We start from the raw sequence: 17,546 nt of genomic DNA on the forward strand, positions 1-17,546 counted from the left end.
CTGTGAGGCATGCGCCACAGCCCGGCGGAGCCCCGGCCCGCTCACTCCCCGGCCACGTCCTTGGACGGCGGTTCCTTGCTGCCCGGGCGGGCCCGCACCTCGTCGGTGCACTCCCAGCGGCGCGGGGGCCCGGCGCCGGGGCCGCCCAGGACCACGGAGCCGTCGCCCTGGGCGGCCGCCGAGTCGGCGAAGGTGCAGACGATCTGGGCGAGGGCGTACGAGGTGAGGCTGTACGGCGCCGTGCTCAGCCGCAGCGTGTCCTCCGGGTCGCCGGGCCGTGGCCCGCCCACGGTGATGCCGCCGCGTACGTCCGTGCTGTAGCCGGCCTCCTTCTCGGCGGGCGACGGCGGCGTCGCGAGCTGGTCCAGCAGGCCCTGCGCCACCAGGATGCGCCGCTCGAAGTCGGCCGCGCCGTCCGGGACCCGTACGGTCCGGTCGACGGTCACCAGCGAGGACCCGCACAGCAGGAACACCTGCACCGGCAGGCCCCGGGCGGCCTGCGCCGACCCGTCCGGCTCGGCGAGCGAACAGCGCACCCGCGAGGGGGCGGGCCCGAAGTTCGTCGGCACCTCCGTGGCCCGGATCCCGCAGCCGGCGAGCAGCAGGGCGAGTACGGACACGGCACCGATCCGGGCCCTGGATGTCCTGGACACGAGACGTGTGGTCATCAGGCGTCCCCCTTCGAGTCCTCGCCCCGGGCCTGGCCGCCGTCGTCCTCGGAGTGCTGCCGGTTCTCGGCGGGCTGTTCCCCGGGCGCGTACGTGTGGCGCGGGAGCCGCAGGGTGAACACCGCACCCGAGTCGGGCGAGTTGGCCGCGGTGATCTCGCCGCCGTGGATGTGGGCGTTCTCCAGGGCGATGGACAGGCCCAGGCCGCTGCCCTCGGAGCGCGGCCGGGAGGCGCTGGCCTTGTAGAAGCGGTCGAAGACGTGCGGCAGGACGTCCTCGGGGATGCCCGGCCCGTGGTCCTGCACCTGGATGACGAGCGAGTCGCCCTCCTCACGGACGGACACCCGCACCGGGGAGCCGCCGTGCTTGAGCGCGTTGCCGATGAGGTTGGCCAGGATGACGTCCAGACGACGCGGATCCAGCCGGGCGTGGATGCCGCGCTCGGCGTCCAGCTCGACCGCGTCCAGCCAGGCGCGGGCGTCGATGCACGCGGTGATCTGGTCGGCGATGTCGACGTCGTCCAGGACGAGCCGGGCCGTGCCCGCGTCGAAGCGGGTGACCTCCATCAGGTTCTCGACAAGGTCGTTCAGCCGCCGTGTCTCGCTGACCACCAGCCGGACGGCGGGCTCGATCATCGGGTCCATGCTCCCGGTCTCCGCCTCCAGCTCCTCCTCCAGCACCTCCGTCACGGCGGTGATGGCGGTGAGCGGCGTACGCAGCTCATGGCTCATGTCGGCCACGAACCGTCGGGACGCCTCGTCCCGGGCGGCCATGTCGGCGACCCGTTTCTCCAGCGCCTCGGCCGCGTTGTTGAACGTCCGGGACAGCTCGGCGAGTTCGTCGGTCCCGGACACCCTGAGCCGGGTGTCCAGCTTGCCCTCACCGAGCCGCCGCGCGGCCGCCCCGAGCCGCTGCACCGGCTTCAGCACGGTCGTCGCGGCGGCCTGCGCGAGCAGCGCCGAGCCGATCAGCGCGAGCCCCGTGGCGATCCCCAGCGACCAGGCCAGCGAGTTGAGGTCCTTCGCCTCCGGCTCCAGCGACTTCAGCATGTAACCGGTCGGACCGCCGCCGATCACCCGCGTCCCGGCCACGAGATACGGCGTGTCGTGGTCGATGATCCGCTGCCAGTACAGGTGGTGCGGGTGCTTGTCGGCCCCGTCGGCCTTCTGCGTCTTGTTCACCGCCGTGCGCAGCGAGACCGGCACGTCCCGCAGCGAGAAGCCGCTCAGCCCGCCGGAGCTGCCGTAGACGGTCCTGCCGTCGGCGTTGCTCGCGACCAGCAGGACGCTGAAGCGCTGGTCGCTGCCCGCCATCTGACCCGCGGTGTGCTGGAGCTCGTCCTGCGTCGGATGCTCGGGCAGCACGCCCGCCCGGTTCTGCATCTCCTGCTCGAAGTCGCGCAGCACCGCGTCCTGGGTACGCGTGAGCACGGCCTCGCGGTTGAGCCAGTAGGCGATGCCGGACGCGGACACGGCGGCCGTCAGCGCCACCAGGCCGAAGACGACGACCAGCCTCAGTCGCAGGCTCGTGAAGCGCAGCCGCGACAGCACTCCCTTGCGCGCCGCGGTCCAGCCGCGGTCCCCCCCTTGGTGGTGCCGCTGTGTCACTGAGGCGTATCCAGCCGGTAGCCGACACCCCGCACGGTACGGATCAGCGTCGGGGAGGACGGCACGTCCTCGACCTTGGCGCGCAGCCGCTGGACACAGGCGTCCACGAGCCGCGAGTCGCCCAGGTAGTCGTGCTCCCACACCAGCCGCAGCAGCTGCTGCCGGGACAGCGCCTGCCCCGGCCGCCGGCTCAGCTCCAGCAGCAGCCGCAGCTCGGTCGGCGTGAGCTGGAGGTCCTCGCCGTTCTTCGTCACGGTCATCGCCGAGCGGTCGATGACGAGGCTGCCGAACGTCGCCGCGTCATTGGACTCCCGCTCGCCGCGCCGCAGCACGGCCCGGATCCGGGCGTCCAGCACCCGCCCCTGCACCGGCTTGACGACATAGTCGTCGGCGCCGGACTCCAGCCCGACGACCACGTCGATGTCGTCGTTGCGCGCGGTCAGCAGGATGATCGGCAACTGGTCCGTGCGCCGGATGCGACGGCACACCTCGAACCCGTCGATGCCGGGCAGCATCACGTCCAGCACGATCAGATCCGGCCGCTGCTCGCGCAGCAGCTTCAGACCGTCCTCACCACTGGCAGCGGTCGCCACCCGGTGACCCTGGCGCGTCAGTGAGAGCTCCAGGGCCGTCCGGATGGCGTCGTCGTCCTCGATCAGCAACAGGGAAGGCACGGGCTCATTCTGGCCCATGGAGGGGTCGGGGTTCGACATGTGGGCCGAGATGAGACCCGCGCATACCGCCGACGCCTGTGCGTGAGGTGTGTCCGCCATGTGGCCGAGCCCTGTGACAGGTCTGTGACAGTCGGCGGACACGGCCATGAAAGTGCCGCGGCAAGCTTTTCGGCACAAGCAGGAAAGCCCGCCCGGCCGGCGGGCCGCACACCGGAAGTCCACGACGGGGGGCGCGAGATGAACACGCTGCACGGCACCAGCACCAGCGCAGTGATCACGCGTCTGCACGACGTGAACCGGGGTTCCGAGAAGTCCGGTGCCGTGAGCGGGCGGGGGTGCGCTCGCGGCACCGGGCGTCAGCACACCGCGTTCATGACGGTGGTTGACGCGCACACGGGGGAGAACAAGGGGACGGGGGCGGCTCACGGGGGAGCCGCGTACAGGGAGGACTCGGGGGAGCGCCGCTCGCTGTCGGAGGCGGAGTTCACCGCCTACGTCCAGGAGCGCCGCGCCTCCCTGTACGCCACCGCCTACCACCTCACCGGCGACCGCTTCGAGGCCGAGGACCTGCTGCAGAGCGCGCTGTTCTCGACGTACCGGGCGTGGGACCGGATCAGTGACAAGGCGGCGGTCGGCGGATACCTCCGCCGCACCATGACCAACCTGCACATCAGCGCCTGGCGGCGCCGCAAGCTCAACGAGTACCCGACCGAGGAACTGCCGGAGACGCCCGGCGACACGGACGCGATGCGCGGCACCGAACTGCGCGCGGTCCTGTGGCAGGCGCTGGCCCGGCTGCCCGAGCTCCAGCGCACCATGCTGGTCCTGCGCTACTACGAGGGCCGCACGGACCCGGAGATCGCGGAGATCCTCGACATCAGTGTCGGCACGGTGAAGTCCAGCATCTGGCGGTCGCTCCGCCGGCTGCGCGAGGACGAGGTCCTCAGCTTCGGCCGTGACGAGGAGGACGCCTTCGGCGAGCTCGTCGCCTGAGGCTGGGGGGAAGCACCGAAAAAGAGGGCCCACGGGGGAACTGCGGAGACGCTGGGGGGCGTCTCCTCAGGAGAGTGGGGGGAACACGGGGGAGGACAACGGGGGAGCACAGGAGCGGGACTGGAGGACCGGGGGGTCCGTCCGGTCCCGCTTTCTTTTGTTTCCTCTGCTCGCCTGTCGTCCCTCAGGCCGCTGTACGGAGGGACGCGCACCGGCCCGCCGCCGCGGCCTCCAGCCGCCCCATCGCCTCGTCGCGGTCGCAGGCGTACGCGCCCAGCGCGGTCTGGCGGGCGACTATCGAGCGCTCCTCCCGCATCAGACGCCAGCCGCGGCGCAGCAGGAACGGCACCGACTTGCGGCCTTCCTTCAGATCCCGCAGGAAGCGGCGGCGGAACGTCTTCACCGGGCCGCGGCTCAGGCACAGCGCGTCGGCGAGGACGCCGAGCTCCTGGCAGCGCGTGACGATCTCCGCGGCGAAGATGCCCTCCGCGATGAACAGCGGGGTCCGTCCGATGTCCACCGTCTCGATGCCCGTGCGGGCGCTCCGCGCGATGTCGTAGACGGGGACGTCCGTCCGGCCCGTGCGGCACAGCCGGGTGATCGCGGCGACGGCCGTGTCGGCGTCCCACGACTCCGGATGGTCCCAGTCGATGTCCGAACTCCCCGCCACCAGCGGCAGCGTCGGGTCGTCGCCCTCCTTGTAGAAGTCGTCGAGCCGCAGCACCGGGAGGCCGGAGCGGGCCGCGAGGAGGGACTTGCCGGAGCCGGATGGGCCGCAGAGCAGCACGACTCGCGTCGGTATGGGCAGAGGAGAACTCACGGGACACCAGTGTGAGGCATCCATCGGGGGCCGTACGACCTCGCGGGTCGCCTTTGATGCGCGCGTCACACCTCAACTACCTTTTGTGTCGAATCGATTACCCAGTGCATCAGAAGGTGGCAGCGATGGCCCGACATGACTCACCCAAGAAGCCGACCGCCCAGCGTGCCCTGACCCTCCTCGCGACCGCGGGAATGGCGCTGGGAGCGGGTGCGGCTACGGCCGCCGCGGGCACCGGCTCGGTCTTGGACGATGCCCGCACCTCTCTCGGCAGGACCGACGCCCGGTCCGGCCTCCAGGCTGCGACCGACACCGTCGGCCACACCACCGGACCGGTCGCGGGCCTCAAGCCCAACCCCCTCGCCGGCACGGGAGCCGACCCGCTCGACAACAGCGTCGGCACCGAGGTCGCCGACTTCAAGCCGGTGACGTCCAAGGAGCTGACGGGGCCGGTGGCGCAGGCGCAGTCGATCGAGAGCGTTCCGGTGGTGGGGCAGGCGGCGGGGTCGCTGTCGCAGTAGCTCACCGGCCCCGCAGCGGGACCTCCCGGACCAGCCAGGACACCGCGAACGCCAGGGCGCACAGTGTGGCCGTGCCGAGCGCGACTCCGTGCAGTCCGTCCACCACGCCCGTCCGGACGGCGTGCCGGACCGGTTCCGGAAGGTCCCGCAGCAGCTCGGGGGTGAGCTCGCCGCCGGTCAGCCGCGCGCCGTCGGCGCCGAGCTCGTCCGTGACGGTGGCCGTGAGGCGGCCCGTGTAGACGGAGCCGAGGACCGCGACGCCGAGCGAGCCGCCGATGGTGCGCAGCAGCGTCTGGGTGCCACTGGCCGCACCCATGTCGCGCGATTCCGCGCTGTTCATCGTGATGAGCATCGCTGGCTGCATCAGACAGCCGATGCCCACGCCGAGCAGCAACGTCAGGCCTGAGGCCACCGGCGCCGACGTCGTGGTGCCGAGGGTCAACAGAGCCAGCGCCCCGGCCGCGGCCAGCGCGCCGCCCGCGATGGGGTAGAGGCGGTAGTGGCCGCCGTCGCCGACCCGGCGGCCGATGACGAGCTGGGCGCCCATCATGCCCAGCATCAACGGGAGCAGCAGCAGCCCGCTCTCGGTGGACGACATGTCCCGCACGAACTGCATGTACTGCGGCAGGTAGCTCGCCGCCGCCAGCATGGCCGCGCCGGTGACAAAGCTGAGGACCTGCGCCACGGTGAAGTTGCGGTCGCGGAACAGCCGGGGCGGGACCACCGGTTCCGGGGCGCGCCGCTCGACCCGTACGAAGGCGGCCAGCGCGACCGCGGAGACCACGGCGAGCCCGATGATCTGCGGCGACGACCAGGCGTACGTCGTCCCCGCCCAGCTCCCCAGCAGCGTCAGGGCGAGGATCGCGCCGGTCAGCAGCCCGGCGCCGGCGAGGTCGATGCGCGGCTCGGCACGGGTGGCGCGCAGCCGCACCCCGAAGCCGACGAGTGCGAGCGCCACGGCGCCGACCGGAACGTTGACGTAGAACACCCAGCGCCAGTCGAGCTGGTCGGTGAGGAAGCCGCCGACCAGCGGGCCGCCGATCATCGCCGCGGGCAGCAGTACCCCGATCAGCGACTGGGCGCGCCCGGCCTCCGCCGGGGTGAGCAGCGTGCCGATGAGCGCGAGCGCGCCCACGAACAGTCCGCCCGCGCCGATCCCCTGAAGGGCCCGGAAGGCGATCAACTGGCCCATGTCCTGGGCGACTCCGCACAGCACGGAGCCGATGAGGAACACGGTGATGGAGGTGAGGTAGCCGTACTTGTGGCCGTACAGGTCGCCGAGTTTGCCCCAGATGGGCGTGGTGACGGCGGTGGTGAGCAGGTAGGCCGTGATCACCCAGGACAGGTGGTCCAGGCCGCCCAGGTCTCCGACGATGGTGGGCAGTGCGGTGCCGACGACGGTTCCGTCGAGCGTGGCGAGCACGATACCGAGCAGCAGGCCGAGGATGACGAGCCGGGAGGGCGGGGGGTCCGGCCGGGCCGAGTCCGCTTTGGTGCCCGCAGGTGAGTCCATGGCCTCCTCGGGGCGGGCCCCAGCGGTCATGCGACGTAGCCGCGGACGGACTTGGCGTCCCGCAGGGCGTGGCCCCACCAGGCGAGCTGGTCGAGCAGGGCCTTCGCGGCCGTGTCGGCGGCGGGGTCGGTGCAGTTGCCGTCCGCGTCGAAGCGGCTCCACGCGTCGTGGAAGCTGACGGTGTTTCGGATGGTCATGGCGTTCAGCTCGGCCATGACGACCCGCAGCTGTTCCACGGCGCGCAGACCGCCGGACAGGCCGCCGTACGAGACGAAGCCGACGGGCTTGCCGTGCCACTCCTCGCCGTGCCAGTCGATCGCGTTCTTCAGCGACGCCGGGAAGCTGTGGTTGTACTCGGGCGTGACGAGGACGAAGGCGTCGGCGGCCGCGAGCCGGGGCGACACGAGGGCCAACTGCTCCTCGGTGCCGGGCGGCGGCTGCTGACCGAAGGCCGGGAACACCGTCGGCAGCGGCGTCTCGGCGAGGTCGACGACGTCGGCGCGCAGGTCGTCGCGCTGGCCGAGGTGGCCGGTCAGCCACTTCGTCACGACGGGCGCGAAGCGTCCCTCCCGGGTCGAGCCGACGAGGACGGCGACACGGAGCGGTTCGGCGGTGGCGGGCATGAGTCTCCCCCTGGATGTGTACGGCGTATCTTCTGTGCGTACAACGTACACAGCGATGTGTACGTCGTCTACTGGCGATACGCTGTACACGACACCGACCGGGAGGAGCGGACCATGGCGGCCGCCAAGAAGGAGGGCCAGGAGAGCGGGACCGGCGCACCGTCTCTCTGGGAGCGCATGGAGCGGCCCGCCCCGGCCCCTCGGACCTCACTCACCCTGGAGCGGATCGCCGCCGCCGCGGTCGAGATCGCCGACGAGGAGGGCGGCGCGGCCGTCACCATGCGCCGCTTGGCCGAAAAGCTCGGCGTCGCGCCCATGGCCGCCTACCGGCACGTCAACGGCAAGGACGACCTCTGGGCGCTGATGATCGACCGGGTGTCCCGGGAGCTGGCCGCACCGGACGGGGCGACGGACTGGCGGGAGGTGCTGCGCTCCTACGCCCTCCAGACCCGGGACCTGATGCTCGCCCACCCGTGGATGGCGGTCATGCCCACCCCGGTGATCATGCTGACGCCGTCGCGGATGGCCGTGGCGGAACGGCAGTTGGCCGCGCTCGCCGTCTGCGGCCTGGACGCCGACTCGGTGATGGCCGCGTTCCGGACCGTCACCTCCTTCGTGCATGGTTCCGCCCAGACCGAGATCGGCATGCGGGAGTACCAGGAACGCCACGGCTGGACCAGCGGCGACGAGACCCGCCGGGCCCTCGCCCCGCAGATGGTCTACCTGATGAGCACGGGCCGCTATCCGACCTACGACCAGTACGCCCTCAGCGCTACCCGCAAGGACGACCGGGCCTGGGAGTTCGCCTTCGGCCTCGACTGCGTGCTCGACGGCATCGCGCAGCGCCTCGGGATCTGACGGGGGCGTACGCGAAAGAAGCCCCGGCCCTCCTGGACGGAGGAGAGCCGGGGCTCCCGCTGTGAGGGGCGTCTAGTACGAGGAACCCGACGCGCCCAGTGACCCCGTGGGGTGCCAGACCGTTTTCGTCTCCAGGAACGCCGTCATGCGGTCGATGCCGGGCGTCTCCGCGTAATCCACAGGCTGTGGACGGAGAACGCGCTTGAGGTTGTCGGCCGCGGCGATCTCCAGTTCCTTCGCCAGGACCTCGTCGGCGCCCGCGAGGTCGATCGCGTTGACGTCCTGGTGGGCCGCCAGCGGGGTCGCGATCTCCGCCGTGCGGCCCGAGAGGACGTTGACCACGCCGCCGGGGACGTCCGAGGTGGCCAGTACCTCCGCCAGGGACAGCGCGGGGAGCGGGGACCTCTCGCTCGCCACCACGACCGCCGTGTTGCCGGTCGCGATCACCGGGGCGACGACCGACACCAGGCCCAGGAAGGACGACTCCTGCGGGGCCAGGACCGCCACCACGCCCGTCGGCTCGGGGGAGGAGAGGTTGAAGAACGGACCCGCCACCGGGTTGCCGCCCCCGACCACCTGGGCGATCTTGTCGGTCCAGCCCGCGTACCAGACCCAGCGGTCGATCGTGGCGTCCACGACCGCCGCCGCCTTGGACTTCGACAGCCCCTCGGCGTCGGCCACCTCACGGGTGAACTGGTCGCGGCGGCCCTCCAGCATCTCGGCGACGCGGTAGAGGACCTGGCCGCGGTTGTACGCCGTCGCGCCGGACCAGCCGCCGAACGCCTTGCGGGCGGCCACTACCGCGTCACGGGCGTCCTTGCGGGAGGACAGGGGTGCGTTCGCCAGCCACTTGCCCTTCGAGTCGGTCACCTCGTACACCCGGCCGCTCTCGGAACGCGGGAACTTTCCGCCCACGTACAGCTTGTAGGTCTTCAGTACGGTGAGTCGCTCAGACATCAAGGTACGCCTCCAGGCCGTGGCGGCCGCCCTCGCGGCCGAAGCCCGACTCCTTGTAGCCGCCGAACGGCGAGGTGGGGTCGAACTTGTTGAACGTGTTGGACCAGACGACGCCCGCGCGGAGCTTGTTCGCGACCGCCAGGATGCGGGAGCCCTTCTCCGTCCAGATGCCGGCGGAGAGGCCGTACGGCGTGTTGTTGGCCTTGGCGACCGCCTCGTCCGGGGTGCGGAAGGTCAGCACCGACAGCACCGGGCCGAAGATCTCGTCGCGGGCGACGGTGTGCGCCTGGGTGACGTTCGTGAAGAGCGTCGGGGCGAACCAGTAGCCGCTCTCCGGAAGTTCACAGGCCGGCGACCAGCGCTCGGCGCCCTCCGCCTCGCCCTGCTCGACGAGGGAGGTGATGCGGGTGAGCTGTTCCTCGGAGTTGATCGCGCCGATGTCCGTGTTCTTGTCGAGCGGGTCGCCCAGGCGGAGCGTCGACAGCCGGCGCTTCAGGGACTCCAGCAGCTCGTCCTGGATCGACTCCTGGACCAGCAGGCGGCTGCCCGCGCAGCAGACCTGGCCCTGGTTGAAGAAGATGCCGTTGACGATGCCCTCGACGGCCTGGTCCAGGGGCGCGTCGTCGAAGACGATGTTGGCGCCCTTGCCGCCCAGTTCGAGCGTGACCTTCTTGGGGGTGCCGGCGACCGTGCGGGCGATCTCCTTGCCGACGGCCGTGGAGCCGGTGAAGGCGACCTTGTTCACGTCCGGGTGGACGACCAGCGCCGCGCCCGCGCCGCCGTAGCCGGGGAGGATGTTGACGACGCCCTTGGGCAGGCCCGCCTGGCGGCAGATGTCCGCGAAGAACAGCGCCGACAGCGGGGTGGTCTCGGCCGGCTTCAGCACGACCGTGTTGCCGGTCGCGAGCGCCGGGGCGATCTTCCACGCCAGCATCAGCAGCGGGAAGTTCCAGGGGATGACCTGGCCCGCCACGCCCAGCGGCCGCGGGTTCGCGCCGAAGCCGGCGTGGTCGAGCTTGTCGGCCCAGCCGGCGTAGTAGAAGAAGTGCGCCGCGACCAGGGGGAGGTCCGCGTCGCGGGTCTCCTTGATCGGCTTGCCGTTGTCGAGGGTTTCGAGGACGGCGAGCTCGCGGGAGCGCTCCTGGATGATCCGCGCGATGCGGAACAGGTACTTGGCGCGCTCCGAGCCGGGCAGCGCCGACCACTTCTCGAAGGCCTTGCGCGCGGCCTGCACCGCGCGGTCGACGTCCGCCTCACCGGCCTGGGCGATCTCGGAGAGCACCTCCTCGGTGCTCGGCGAGACCGTCTTGAAGACCTTGCCGTCGGCCGCCTCCACGAACTCGCCGTCGATGAACAGGCCGTACGAGGGCGCGATGTCGACGACCGAGCGCGACTCGGGGGCCGGTGCGTATGCGAATACCGATGCCATGGTGATCAGTCCACCGTCACGTAGTCGGGGCCGGAGTAGCGGCCGGTGGCCAGCTTCTGGCGCTGCATCAGCAGGTCGTTCAGCAGCGAGGAGGCGCCGAAGCGGAACCAGTGGTTGTCCAGCCAGTCCTCGCCGGCGGTCTCGTTGACCAGCACGAGGAACTTGATGGCGTCCTTCGAGGTGCGGATGCCGCCGGCCGGCTTCACGCCGACCTGGATGCCGGTCTGTGCACGGAAGTCACGCACCGCCTCCAGCATGAGAAGCGTGTTCGCCGGGGTCGCGTTGACGGCGACCTTTCCGGTGGACGTCTTGATGAAGTCCGCGCCCGCCAGCATCCCGAGCCAGCTCGCGCGGCGGATGTTGTCGTACGTCGACAGCTCGCCTGTCTCGAAGATGACCTTCAGGCGCGCTGACGTGCCGCAGGCCTCCTTCACGGCGGTGATCTCGTCGTACACCTTCAAGTATCGGCCCGCGAGGAACGCCCCGCGGTCGATGACCATGTCGATCTCGTCGGCGCCCGCGGCGACGGCCTCGCGGACGTCGGCCAGCTTGACGGTGAGCGGGGCGCGCCCGGCCGGGAACGCCGTGGCGACGGAGGCGACCTTCACGCCGGAGCCGGCGACGGCCTCCTTGGCCACGGCCACCATGTCCGGATAGACGCAGACCGCGGCCGTCGTGGGCGCCGTACGGTCGGTCGGGTCGGGCCGGACCGCCTTCGCGCCGAGCGCCCGGACCTTGCCCGGGGTGTCCGCGCCTTCCAGCGTCGTCAGGTCGACCATCGAGATGGCGAGGTCGATGGCGAACGCCTTGGCGGTCGTCTTGATCGAACGGGTACCGAGGGAGGCCGCACGCCCCTCCAGTCCGACCGCGTCGACGCCGGGGAGCCCGTGGAGGAAGCGGCGCAGCGCGCTGTCGGACGAGGTGACGTCCTTGAGGGGGTGAGCTGCGGTGAGTGCAGAACTGGGCATGGTCACCAGACGAGCATATCTACGCGCGTAGCGGCTGTACAGCCCCCGGTTTTGCCCGGGTGGGGTTGGGGTGGCCGACCTACGGTCCGGCAGAATCGAGGCATGACGAGCCCCGAGTCCCAGTCGCCCCCGCCGCAGCCTCCGGAGCCCGAGTCCAAGGACCGGGTGTACCGGTCGGTTCCGGCCATCGCCGGTGGCGTGCTGCTGCTGGCCATCGCCGGGTGGCTCGGCATCGACGCGCTGATATCGGGCGAGGGGCGTACGCCGTGGATGGCGCTCGCCGTGCTGATCCTGATCGTGCCGCTGGTCGTCGCCTTCACGCTGCGGCCCGCCGTGTACGCGGGAGACGACCGGCTGCGCATCCGCAACCCGTTCCGCGTCATCGTGCTGCCCTGGGGGCAGATCGCCTCGCTGAAGTCCGCCTACTCGAACGAGGTCCTCACCGAGTCCGGCGCCAAGTACCAGCTCTGGGCCGTGCCCGTCTCGCTGCGCGCCCGCAAGAAGGCCGCCCGGCGTGAGATGCGGGCGACTGCGCAGGCGCGGCGGGAGATGGGGCGGGACGAGGGGCGCGGCAGTGCGCTCGGGATGCGGGCGGGGCTGGGCGACGGCCTCGGCGGGGGGCCCGTGTCCGACGGGCCCGTGCGGGCGGAGACCGACCGGATCATGGACGAGCTGCGGGGGTTGCACGAGGCACGGCACCAGGCGGAGACGGCGCGGGGGGACGTGACCGTGCGGTGGGCCTACGAGGTGGTGGGGCCGGCGGTTGTGGGAGCGCTGCTGGTGTTGATTCTGGTGCTGGCGGGCTGACGGGGCGGGCCTTGGGCCTCGGGGCGTCTGTCAGCCTGGGGAAGGGCGGCCCCGGGCCGGGATGCTCGGCTTCGCCGGGGCCGTCTGGTCGGACTGTTTCAGATACCTGCGGCGGTCGACAGGTCGCGCTTGATCGACTCCAGTAGGTCCGTCGCCTGTGCGCGGGCCGTGGGGAGGTCGGCGTGGGCGGCGACCGGGACCACGACCTCCAGGTAGCACTTCAGCTTCGGCTCCGTGCCGCTCGGGCGGACGATCACCCGGGCGCCGTCGAGGGTGTAGCGCAGGCCGTCGGTGGGCGGGAGGGTGCCCGTGCCCTGGGTGAGGTCGTCGGTGCGGGTGATCGGCAGGCCGGCGAGTTGGGCCGGGGGCTGTTCCCGCAGGCGGCGCATCGCGGCCGCGATGAGGGAGAGGTCCTCGACGCGGACCGAGAGCTGGTCCGTGGCGTGCAGGCCGTGTTCCACGGCCAGGTCGTCGAGAAGGTCCAGGAGGGTGCGGCCCTCCTCCTTGAGCTGTGAGGCCAGTTCCGTGATCAGGAGTGCCGCCGTGATGCCGTCCTTGTCGCGTACGCCGTCCGGGTCGACGCAGTAGCCGAGGGCCTCCTCGTAGCCGTAGCGCAGGCCCTCGGCGCGGGCGATCCACTTGAAGCCGGTGAGCGTCTCGACGTGGGGGAGGCCTGCCTTCTCGGCGATACGGCCGAGGAGGGAGGACGAGACGATCGACTCGGCGAAGGTGCCGGTCGCTCCGCGGCGGACCAGGTGGGCGGCGAGGAGGGCGCCGACCTCGTCGCCGCGGAGCATGCGCCAGTCGTCGCCGTCCTGCACGGCGACGGCGCAGCGGTCCGCGTCCGGGTCGTTGGCGATGATCAGGTCGGGGGCGGGGGTGGTCGCGCGGGCCTTCGCGAATGCCAGGTCCATCGCGCCGGGCTCCTCCGGGTTGGGGAACGCGACGGTCGGGAAGTCCGGGTCGGGGTCGGCCTGCTCCGCGACGAGGGCCGGTTCCGGGAAGCCGGCGCGGGCGAAGGCGGCGAGGAGGACGTCCTTGCCGACGCCGTGCATCGCCGTGTACACCGTGCGGGCGGTGCGGGGGGAATCCTTGGCCAGGACGGCGTCGGTGCGGGCGAGGTAGGCGTCGAGGACGCCGTCGTCGAGGGTGTCCCAGCCTTCGGTGGGGCGGCGGACGGTGGCCAGGGACGGGACGGCGGCGATCTCCGTCGCGATGTCGATGTCCGCCGGGGGGACGATCTGGGAGCCGTCGCCGAGGTACACCTTGTAGCCGTTGTCGCGGGGCGGGTTGTGGCTGGCGGTGACCTCTACGCCGGCGACCGCGCCGAGGTGCCTTATCGCGAAGGCGAGGACGGGGGTGGGGAGGGGGCGGGGGAGGACGGCGGCGCGGAGGCCGGCGCCGGTCATGACGGCGGCGGTGTCGCGGGCGAAGTCGTGCGACTTGTGGCGGGCGTCGTAGCCGATGACGACCAGGCCGTCGTGGTGGCCCTGCTTCTTGAGATACGCGGCGAGGCCGGCGGCCGCGCGGATGACGACCGAGCTGTTCATGCGCATGGGACCGGCGCCGAGTTCGCCACGGAGGCCGGCGGTGCCGAACTGGAGGGTGCCGCTGAAGCGGGCGGCGAGTTCGGTGTGGTCCTGGGCGTCGATGAGGCGGGCGAGCTCGGTGCGGGTTTCCGGGTCGGGGTCCTCGGTGAGCCACGCCTGGGCCTGTGCGATGAGTTCGTCGTGCACGGTCTGTGTCAGCCTCTCCGGTTGTCGTGCGGGTTGCCTCCGGCGGTTGTGCCGGGTGCCGGGTGCCTGCGGTGGCCTGTGCGGCTTCGGTGGGGGTGCGCGCAGCGCCTGCCGGGGTGCGGTGGGTCGGGGCCGCGCCGGGGGGTGTCCGTCCTCGGAACGGCGCGATGGGGTCGGATACCGACTAACCGTCCGTTGACGCGCCAACCGCTGCGGACGGACACCCCCCGACACGGCCCCTTCTCGCCGTGCGCGGCTGCGGGCGCGTCGTGGCCCGCCCCAGCTGCGGGCAGTCGTGCCTCAGCCCAGTGCCTTAAGGGCCTGGGAGGTACCCCCAGGGCGGCACGGGTGGGCGCAGCGGCACCCCGCTCCGCCGGGCTGCGGACCCACTCGGCCCCGGCAGCGGCGCCGGGTTGCTTACAGGCGCCCCAGGACCTGTGCCAGCAGTGAGCCCATCCTCGTGGCGGAGTCGCGGCCGGCCTGGAGGACCTCTTCGTGGTTGAGGGGCTCCCCGGTCATCCCCGCTGCCAGGTTCGTGACGAGGGAGATGCCCAGAACCTCCGCACCCGCCTCGCGCGCGGCGATCGCCTCCAGGACCGTCGACATGCCCACCAGGTCGGCCCCGATGACCCGGGCCATGCGGATCTCGGCCGGTGTCTCGTAGTGCGGGCCGGGGAACTGGGCGTAGACGCCCTCCTCCAGGGTGGGATCGACCTCCTTGCACAGGGCCCGCAGGCCCGGGGAGTAGAGGTCGGTGAGGTCGACGAAGTTGGCGCCGACGATCGGGGACGTCGCCGTGAGGTTGATGTGGTCGCTGATCAGGACCGGCTGGCCGGGGCGCATGCCCTCGCGCAGGCCGCCGCAGCCGTTGGTGAGGACGATCGTCTTGCAGCCGGCCGACACGGCGGTGCGGACACCGTGGGCGACGGCGGCCACGCCGCGGCCCTCGTAGTAGTGCGTGCGGCCGAGGAAGACGAGGGCGCGCTTGTTGCCGATCCGGTACGAGCGGATCTTGCCTCCGTGGCCCTCGACCGCCGGCGGCGGGAAGCCGGGCAGCTCGGTGACCTGGAGCTCCGCCTCGGGAGCGCCGAGGGCGTCCACGGCCGGGGCCCAGCCGGAGCCCATCACGAGGGCGACGTCGTGTGTCTCGGCGCCCGTGAGTTCGCGCAGGCGGGCCGCGGCGGCGTCGGCGGCGGCGTGGGGGTCGCCCAGGATGTCGTCCGGAAGAAGAGATGCGTTCACGCCGACGAGGGTAGCCGGTGATTGCCTACGCGCGTAGATGGCGGAGCTCACGGGGTGACGATCGTTGTCTTGTCGTTTCCGACGAAGAGAGGGTCAGCAGGGGCGCTTGCGGAGTTCCATCACGTAGTCGTGCGGGGCGCCGGCCGACTCGGCCGCGTCGGCGATCTCGCCCAGATTGCGGGCGGAGGGCAGACCGCCCTCGTAGGCGTTGAGGGTGAAGGCCCAGGCCTGCTCGTCACCCTCCAGGGTGTGGACCCGTACCCGCGTACGGCGGTAGATGTCGAGCCCCACACCCTCCCAGCGGTCGAGTGACTCCTCGTCCATGGGGGCGATGTCGTACAGCGCGACGAAGACCTGGGAGAGGGGGTCCTCGACGATCGTCGGCAGGGCACCCTCCCAGCCCATGTGCTCGCCGCCGAAGGTCAGCCGCCACCCGTTCAGCCAGCCGGTGGCGCGCAGCGGCGAGTGCGGGGCGCGGCGGGACATCAGCCGCGCGTCGAGGTTGCCGGCGTACGCGGCGTAGAGCGACATGGGGAGAGAGTACGGCAGGTACCCCGGGGTCACCCGCGTAACGGAGCCGCATCGGGCGGGCCCCGGGGCGGTGTCACGTCGAGGCGTGCGGGACAATGGAGTACGTGACTCGGATCGTGATCATCGGTGGCGGACCCGGCGGATACGAAGCGGCCCTGGTGGCCGCCCAACTCGGTGCGGAGGTGACCGTCGTCGACTGCGACGGTCTGGGCGGTGCGTCGGTGCTGACCGACTGCGTGCCGTCGAAGACCCTGATCGCCACGGCCGAGGTGATGACCACCTTCGACTCCTCGTACGAGGAACTGGGGATCATCGTCGCCGACGACACCCCGCATCTGGAGCAGAGCGCCCGGGTGGTCGGGGTCGACCTGGGCAAGGTCAACCGGCGTGTGAAGCGGCTCGCGCTCGCCCAGTCGCACGACATCACGGCCTCCGTGACGCGTGCCGGGGCGCGTGTCCTGCGCGGGCGCGGGCGGCTGGAGGGCATGCAGGCGCTCGACGGGTCCCGGAAGGTCGTGGTGCGCGCCGCCGACGGGAGTGAGGAGACCCTCACGGCCGACGCGGTGCTCATCGCCACCGGCGGGCACCCCCGTGAGCTGCCCGACGCCCTGCCGGACGGTGAGCGGATCCTGAACTGGACCCAGGTCTACGACCTCGACGAGCTCCCCGAGGAGCTGATCGTGGTCGGGTCGGGTGTGACCGGTGCCGAGTTCGCCGGTGCCTATCAGGCGCTGGGGTCGAGGGTGACGCTCGTGTCGTCGCGGGACCGGGTGCTGCCCGGTGAGGACCCGGACGCGGCCGCCGTGCTGGAGGAGGTCTTCCGGCGGCGCGGAATGAACGTCATGGGGCGTACCCGGGCGCAGTCCGCCAAGCGGGTCGGGGACCGGGTCGAGGTGACCCTCTCCGACGGGCGGGTCATCACCGGGTCGCACTGCCTCATGGCCGTCGGTGCCGTTCCGAACAGCTCGGGCATGGGGCTGGAGGAAGCCGGCGTCAGGCTGCGCGAGTCCGGTCACATCTGGACCGACAAGGTGTCGCGTACGACCGCTCCGGGCGTGTACGCGGCCGGTGACGTGACGGGCGTGTTCGCCCTCGCCTCCGTGGCCGCCATGCAGGGACGTATCGCCATGTACCACTTCCTGGGCGATGCCGTGGCCCCGCTGAACCTGAAGACCGTCTCGTCGAACGTCTTCACCGACCCGGAGATCGCCACGGTCGGCTACACCCAGGCCGACGTCGACGGCGGGAAGATCGACGCTCGGGGCGTGAAGCTGCCGCTGCTGCGCAACCCGCGCGCGAAGATGCAGGGCATCCGCGACGGCTTCGTCAAGATCTTCTGCCGGCCGGGGACCGGGATCGTGGTCGGCGGTGTGGTCGTGGCGCCGCGTGCCTCGGAACTGATCCACCCCATCTCGGTCGCGGTCGACAACAATCTGACAGTCGAACAGATTGCGAACGCCTTCACCGTCTATCCCTCGTTGTCGGGCTCGATCGCCGAAGTGGCACGGCAGTTGCACACCCGGAAGGACACCGGCGAGGGCTGAGGCCGCATCCGACTCCTCGCTGGTCACGGTGAGTGTTCGACCGTGCGGACGGCAT

General features: G+C 71.6%; 17 protein-coding genes. 5 read left to right on the forward strand and 12 right to left on the reverse strand.

Annotated elements, in window-relative coordinates; translation table 11 throughout:
* Positions 1–41: 41 nt before the first annotated feature.
* The 3 genes from HDA41_RS25385 to afsQ1 are packed head-to-tail and all read right to left on the reverse strand — an operon-like array spanning position 42 to position 2,949.
* Positions 42–668 (reverse strand): hypothetical protein, encoded by a 627-nt coding sequence (locus HDA41_RS25385; protein WP_184987484.1) that lies wholly within the window; start codon positions 666–668, stop codon positions 42–44.
* The gene (locus tag HDA41_RS25390) at positions 668–2,275 is read right to left on the reverse strand and encodes an ATP-binding protein (protein WP_184987486.1); all 1,608 of its coding nucleotides are present in this window, start codon (positions 2,273–2,275) and stop codon (positions 668–670) included. Before HDA41_RS25390 ends, HDA41_RS25385 begins: the two co-directional genes overlap by 1 nt.
* Positions 2,272–2,949, reverse strand: a complete 678-nt coding sequence (gene afsQ1 / locus HDA41_RS25395; RefSeq protein ID WP_184987488.1) for a two-component system response regulator AfsQ1 — start codon at positions 2,947–2,949, stop codon at positions 2,272–2,274. Before afsQ1 ends, HDA41_RS25390 begins: the two co-directional genes overlap by 4 nt.
* A gap of 237 nt (positions 2,950–3,186) precedes the next feature.
* On the opposite strand from afsQ1, the gene HDA41_RS25400 reads away from it, so the two are divergent.
* Positions 3,187–3,942: a SigE family RNA polymerase sigma factor gene (locus tag HDA41_RS25400; protein WP_184987490.1), complete on the forward strand. Its 756-nt coding sequence runs from the start codon at positions 3,187–3,189 to the stop codon at positions 3,940–3,942.
* A gap of 184 nt (positions 3,943–4,126) precedes the next feature.
* Here HDA41_RS25400 and HDA41_RS25405 read toward each other — a convergent pair whose 3' ends face one another.
* A complete protein-coding gene (locus HDA41_RS25405; protein ID WP_376706818.1) occupies positions 4,127–4,831 on the reverse strand; it encodes a uridine kinase family protein in 705 nt (234 codons plus the stop codon).
* A 56-nt stretch (positions 4,832–4,887) separates the two neighbouring features.
* Here HDA41_RS25405 and HDA41_RS25410 point away from each other — a divergent pair, with 56 nt between their 5' ends.
* Positions 4,888–5,283, forward strand: a complete 396-nt coding sequence (locus tag HDA41_RS25410) for a hypothetical protein (protein WP_184987492.1) — start codon at positions 4,888–4,890, stop codon at positions 5,281–5,283.
* 1 nt (position 5,284) lies between these two features.
* Here the strand turns inward: HDA41_RS25410 and HDA41_RS25415 are convergent, their stop codons facing one another.
* Together HDA41_RS25415 and HDA41_RS25420 are read right to left on the reverse strand one after the other, a co-directional pair.
* Positions 5,285–6,826, reverse strand: a complete 1,542-nt coding sequence (locus HDA41_RS25415; RefSeq protein ID WP_184987495.1) for an MDR family MFS transporter — start codon at positions 6,824–6,826, stop codon at positions 5,285–5,287.
* A complete protein-coding gene (locus HDA41_RS25420; RefSeq protein WP_184987497.1) occupies positions 6,823–7,419 on the reverse strand; it encodes an NADPH-dependent FMN reductase in 597 nt (198 codons plus the stop codon). Before HDA41_RS25420 ends, HDA41_RS25415 begins: the two co-directional genes overlap by 4 nt.
* Positions 7,420–7,533: 114 nt before the next feature.
* Here HDA41_RS25420 and HDA41_RS25425 point away from each other — a divergent pair, with 114 nt between their 5' ends.
* The gene (locus tag HDA41_RS25425; protein ID WP_184987498.1) at positions 7,534–8,277 is read left to right on the forward strand and encodes a TetR/AcrR family transcriptional regulator; all 744 of its coding nucleotides are present in this window, start codon (positions 7,534–7,536) and stop codon (positions 8,275–8,277) included.
* A gap of 72 nt (positions 8,278–8,349) precedes the next feature.
* Here HDA41_RS25425 and HDA41_RS25430 read toward each other — a convergent pair whose 3' ends face one another.
* From HDA41_RS25430 to deoC, 3 genes are read right to left on the reverse strand one after another with little or no spacing between them, the layout of a single operon-like run.
* Positions 8,350–9,234 (reverse strand): aldehyde dehydrogenase family protein, encoded by an 885-nt coding sequence (locus HDA41_RS25430; RefSeq protein ID WP_184987500.1) that lies wholly within the window; start codon positions 9,232–9,234, stop codon positions 8,350–8,352.
* Positions 9,227–10,663: an aldehyde dehydrogenase family protein gene (locus tag HDA41_RS25435; RefSeq protein WP_184987502.1), complete on the reverse strand. Its 1,437-nt coding sequence runs from the start codon at positions 10,661–10,663 to the stop codon at positions 9,227–9,229. Before HDA41_RS25435 ends, HDA41_RS25430 begins: the two co-directional genes overlap by 8 nt.
* Before the next feature lie 5 nt (positions 10,664–10,668).
* Positions 10,669–11,631, reverse strand: coding sequence for a deoxyribose-phosphate aldolase (deoC, locus tag HDA41_RS25440; RefSeq protein WP_184987504.1), 963 nt, complete (start codon positions 11,629–11,631; stop codon positions 10,669–10,671).
* 102 nt (positions 11,632–11,733) lie between these two features.
* Between deoC and HDA41_RS25445 the strand changes: the two genes are divergently transcribed.
* On the forward strand, positions 11,734–12,438 hold the full coding sequence (locus HDA41_RS25445; protein ID WP_184987506.1) for a PH domain-containing protein: 705 nt from the start codon (positions 11,734–11,736) through the stop codon (positions 12,436–12,438).
* Between the two features lie 98 nt (positions 12,439–12,536).
* On the opposite strand, the gene HDA41_RS25450 is transcribed toward HDA41_RS25445, so the two are convergent.
* The 3 genes from HDA41_RS25450 to HDA41_RS25460 all read right to left on the reverse strand — a co-directional run bounded on the left by HDA41_RS25450 (position 12,537) and on the right by HDA41_RS25460 (position 15,947).
* Positions 12,537–14,174, reverse strand: a complete 1,638-nt coding sequence (locus tag HDA41_RS25450; RefSeq protein ID WP_184987509.1) for a phospho-sugar mutase — start codon at positions 14,172–14,174, stop codon at positions 12,537–12,539.
* Between the two features lie 417 nt (positions 14,175–14,591).
* Positions 14,592–15,416, reverse strand: coding sequence for a purine-nucleoside phosphorylase (locus HDA41_RS25455; RefSeq protein ID WP_184987511.1), 825 nt, complete (start codon positions 15,414–15,416; stop codon positions 14,592–14,594).
* A gap of 93 nt (positions 15,417–15,509) precedes the next feature.
* The gene (locus tag HDA41_RS25460) at positions 15,510–15,947 is read right to left on the reverse strand and encodes a gamma-glutamylcyclotransferase family protein (RefSeq protein WP_150482712.1); all 438 of its coding nucleotides are present in this window, start codon (positions 15,945–15,947) and stop codon (positions 15,510–15,512) included.
* 95 nt (positions 15,948–16,042) lie between these two features.
* Between HDA41_RS25460 and HDA41_RS25465 the strand changes: the two genes are divergently transcribed.
* Positions 16,043–17,491, forward strand: coding sequence for an NAD(P)H-quinone dehydrogenase (locus HDA41_RS25465; RefSeq protein ID WP_184987513.1), 1,449 nt, complete (start codon positions 16,043–16,045; stop codon positions 17,489–17,491).
* Positions 17,492–17,546: the final 55 nt, after the last annotated feature.

The sequence above is a fragment of the Streptomyces caelestis genome (assembly GCF_014205255.1).
In the GTDB taxonomy this organism is placed as follows: Bacteria; Actinomycetota; Actinomycetes; order Streptomycetales; family Streptomycetaceae; genus Streptomyces; species Streptomyces caelestis.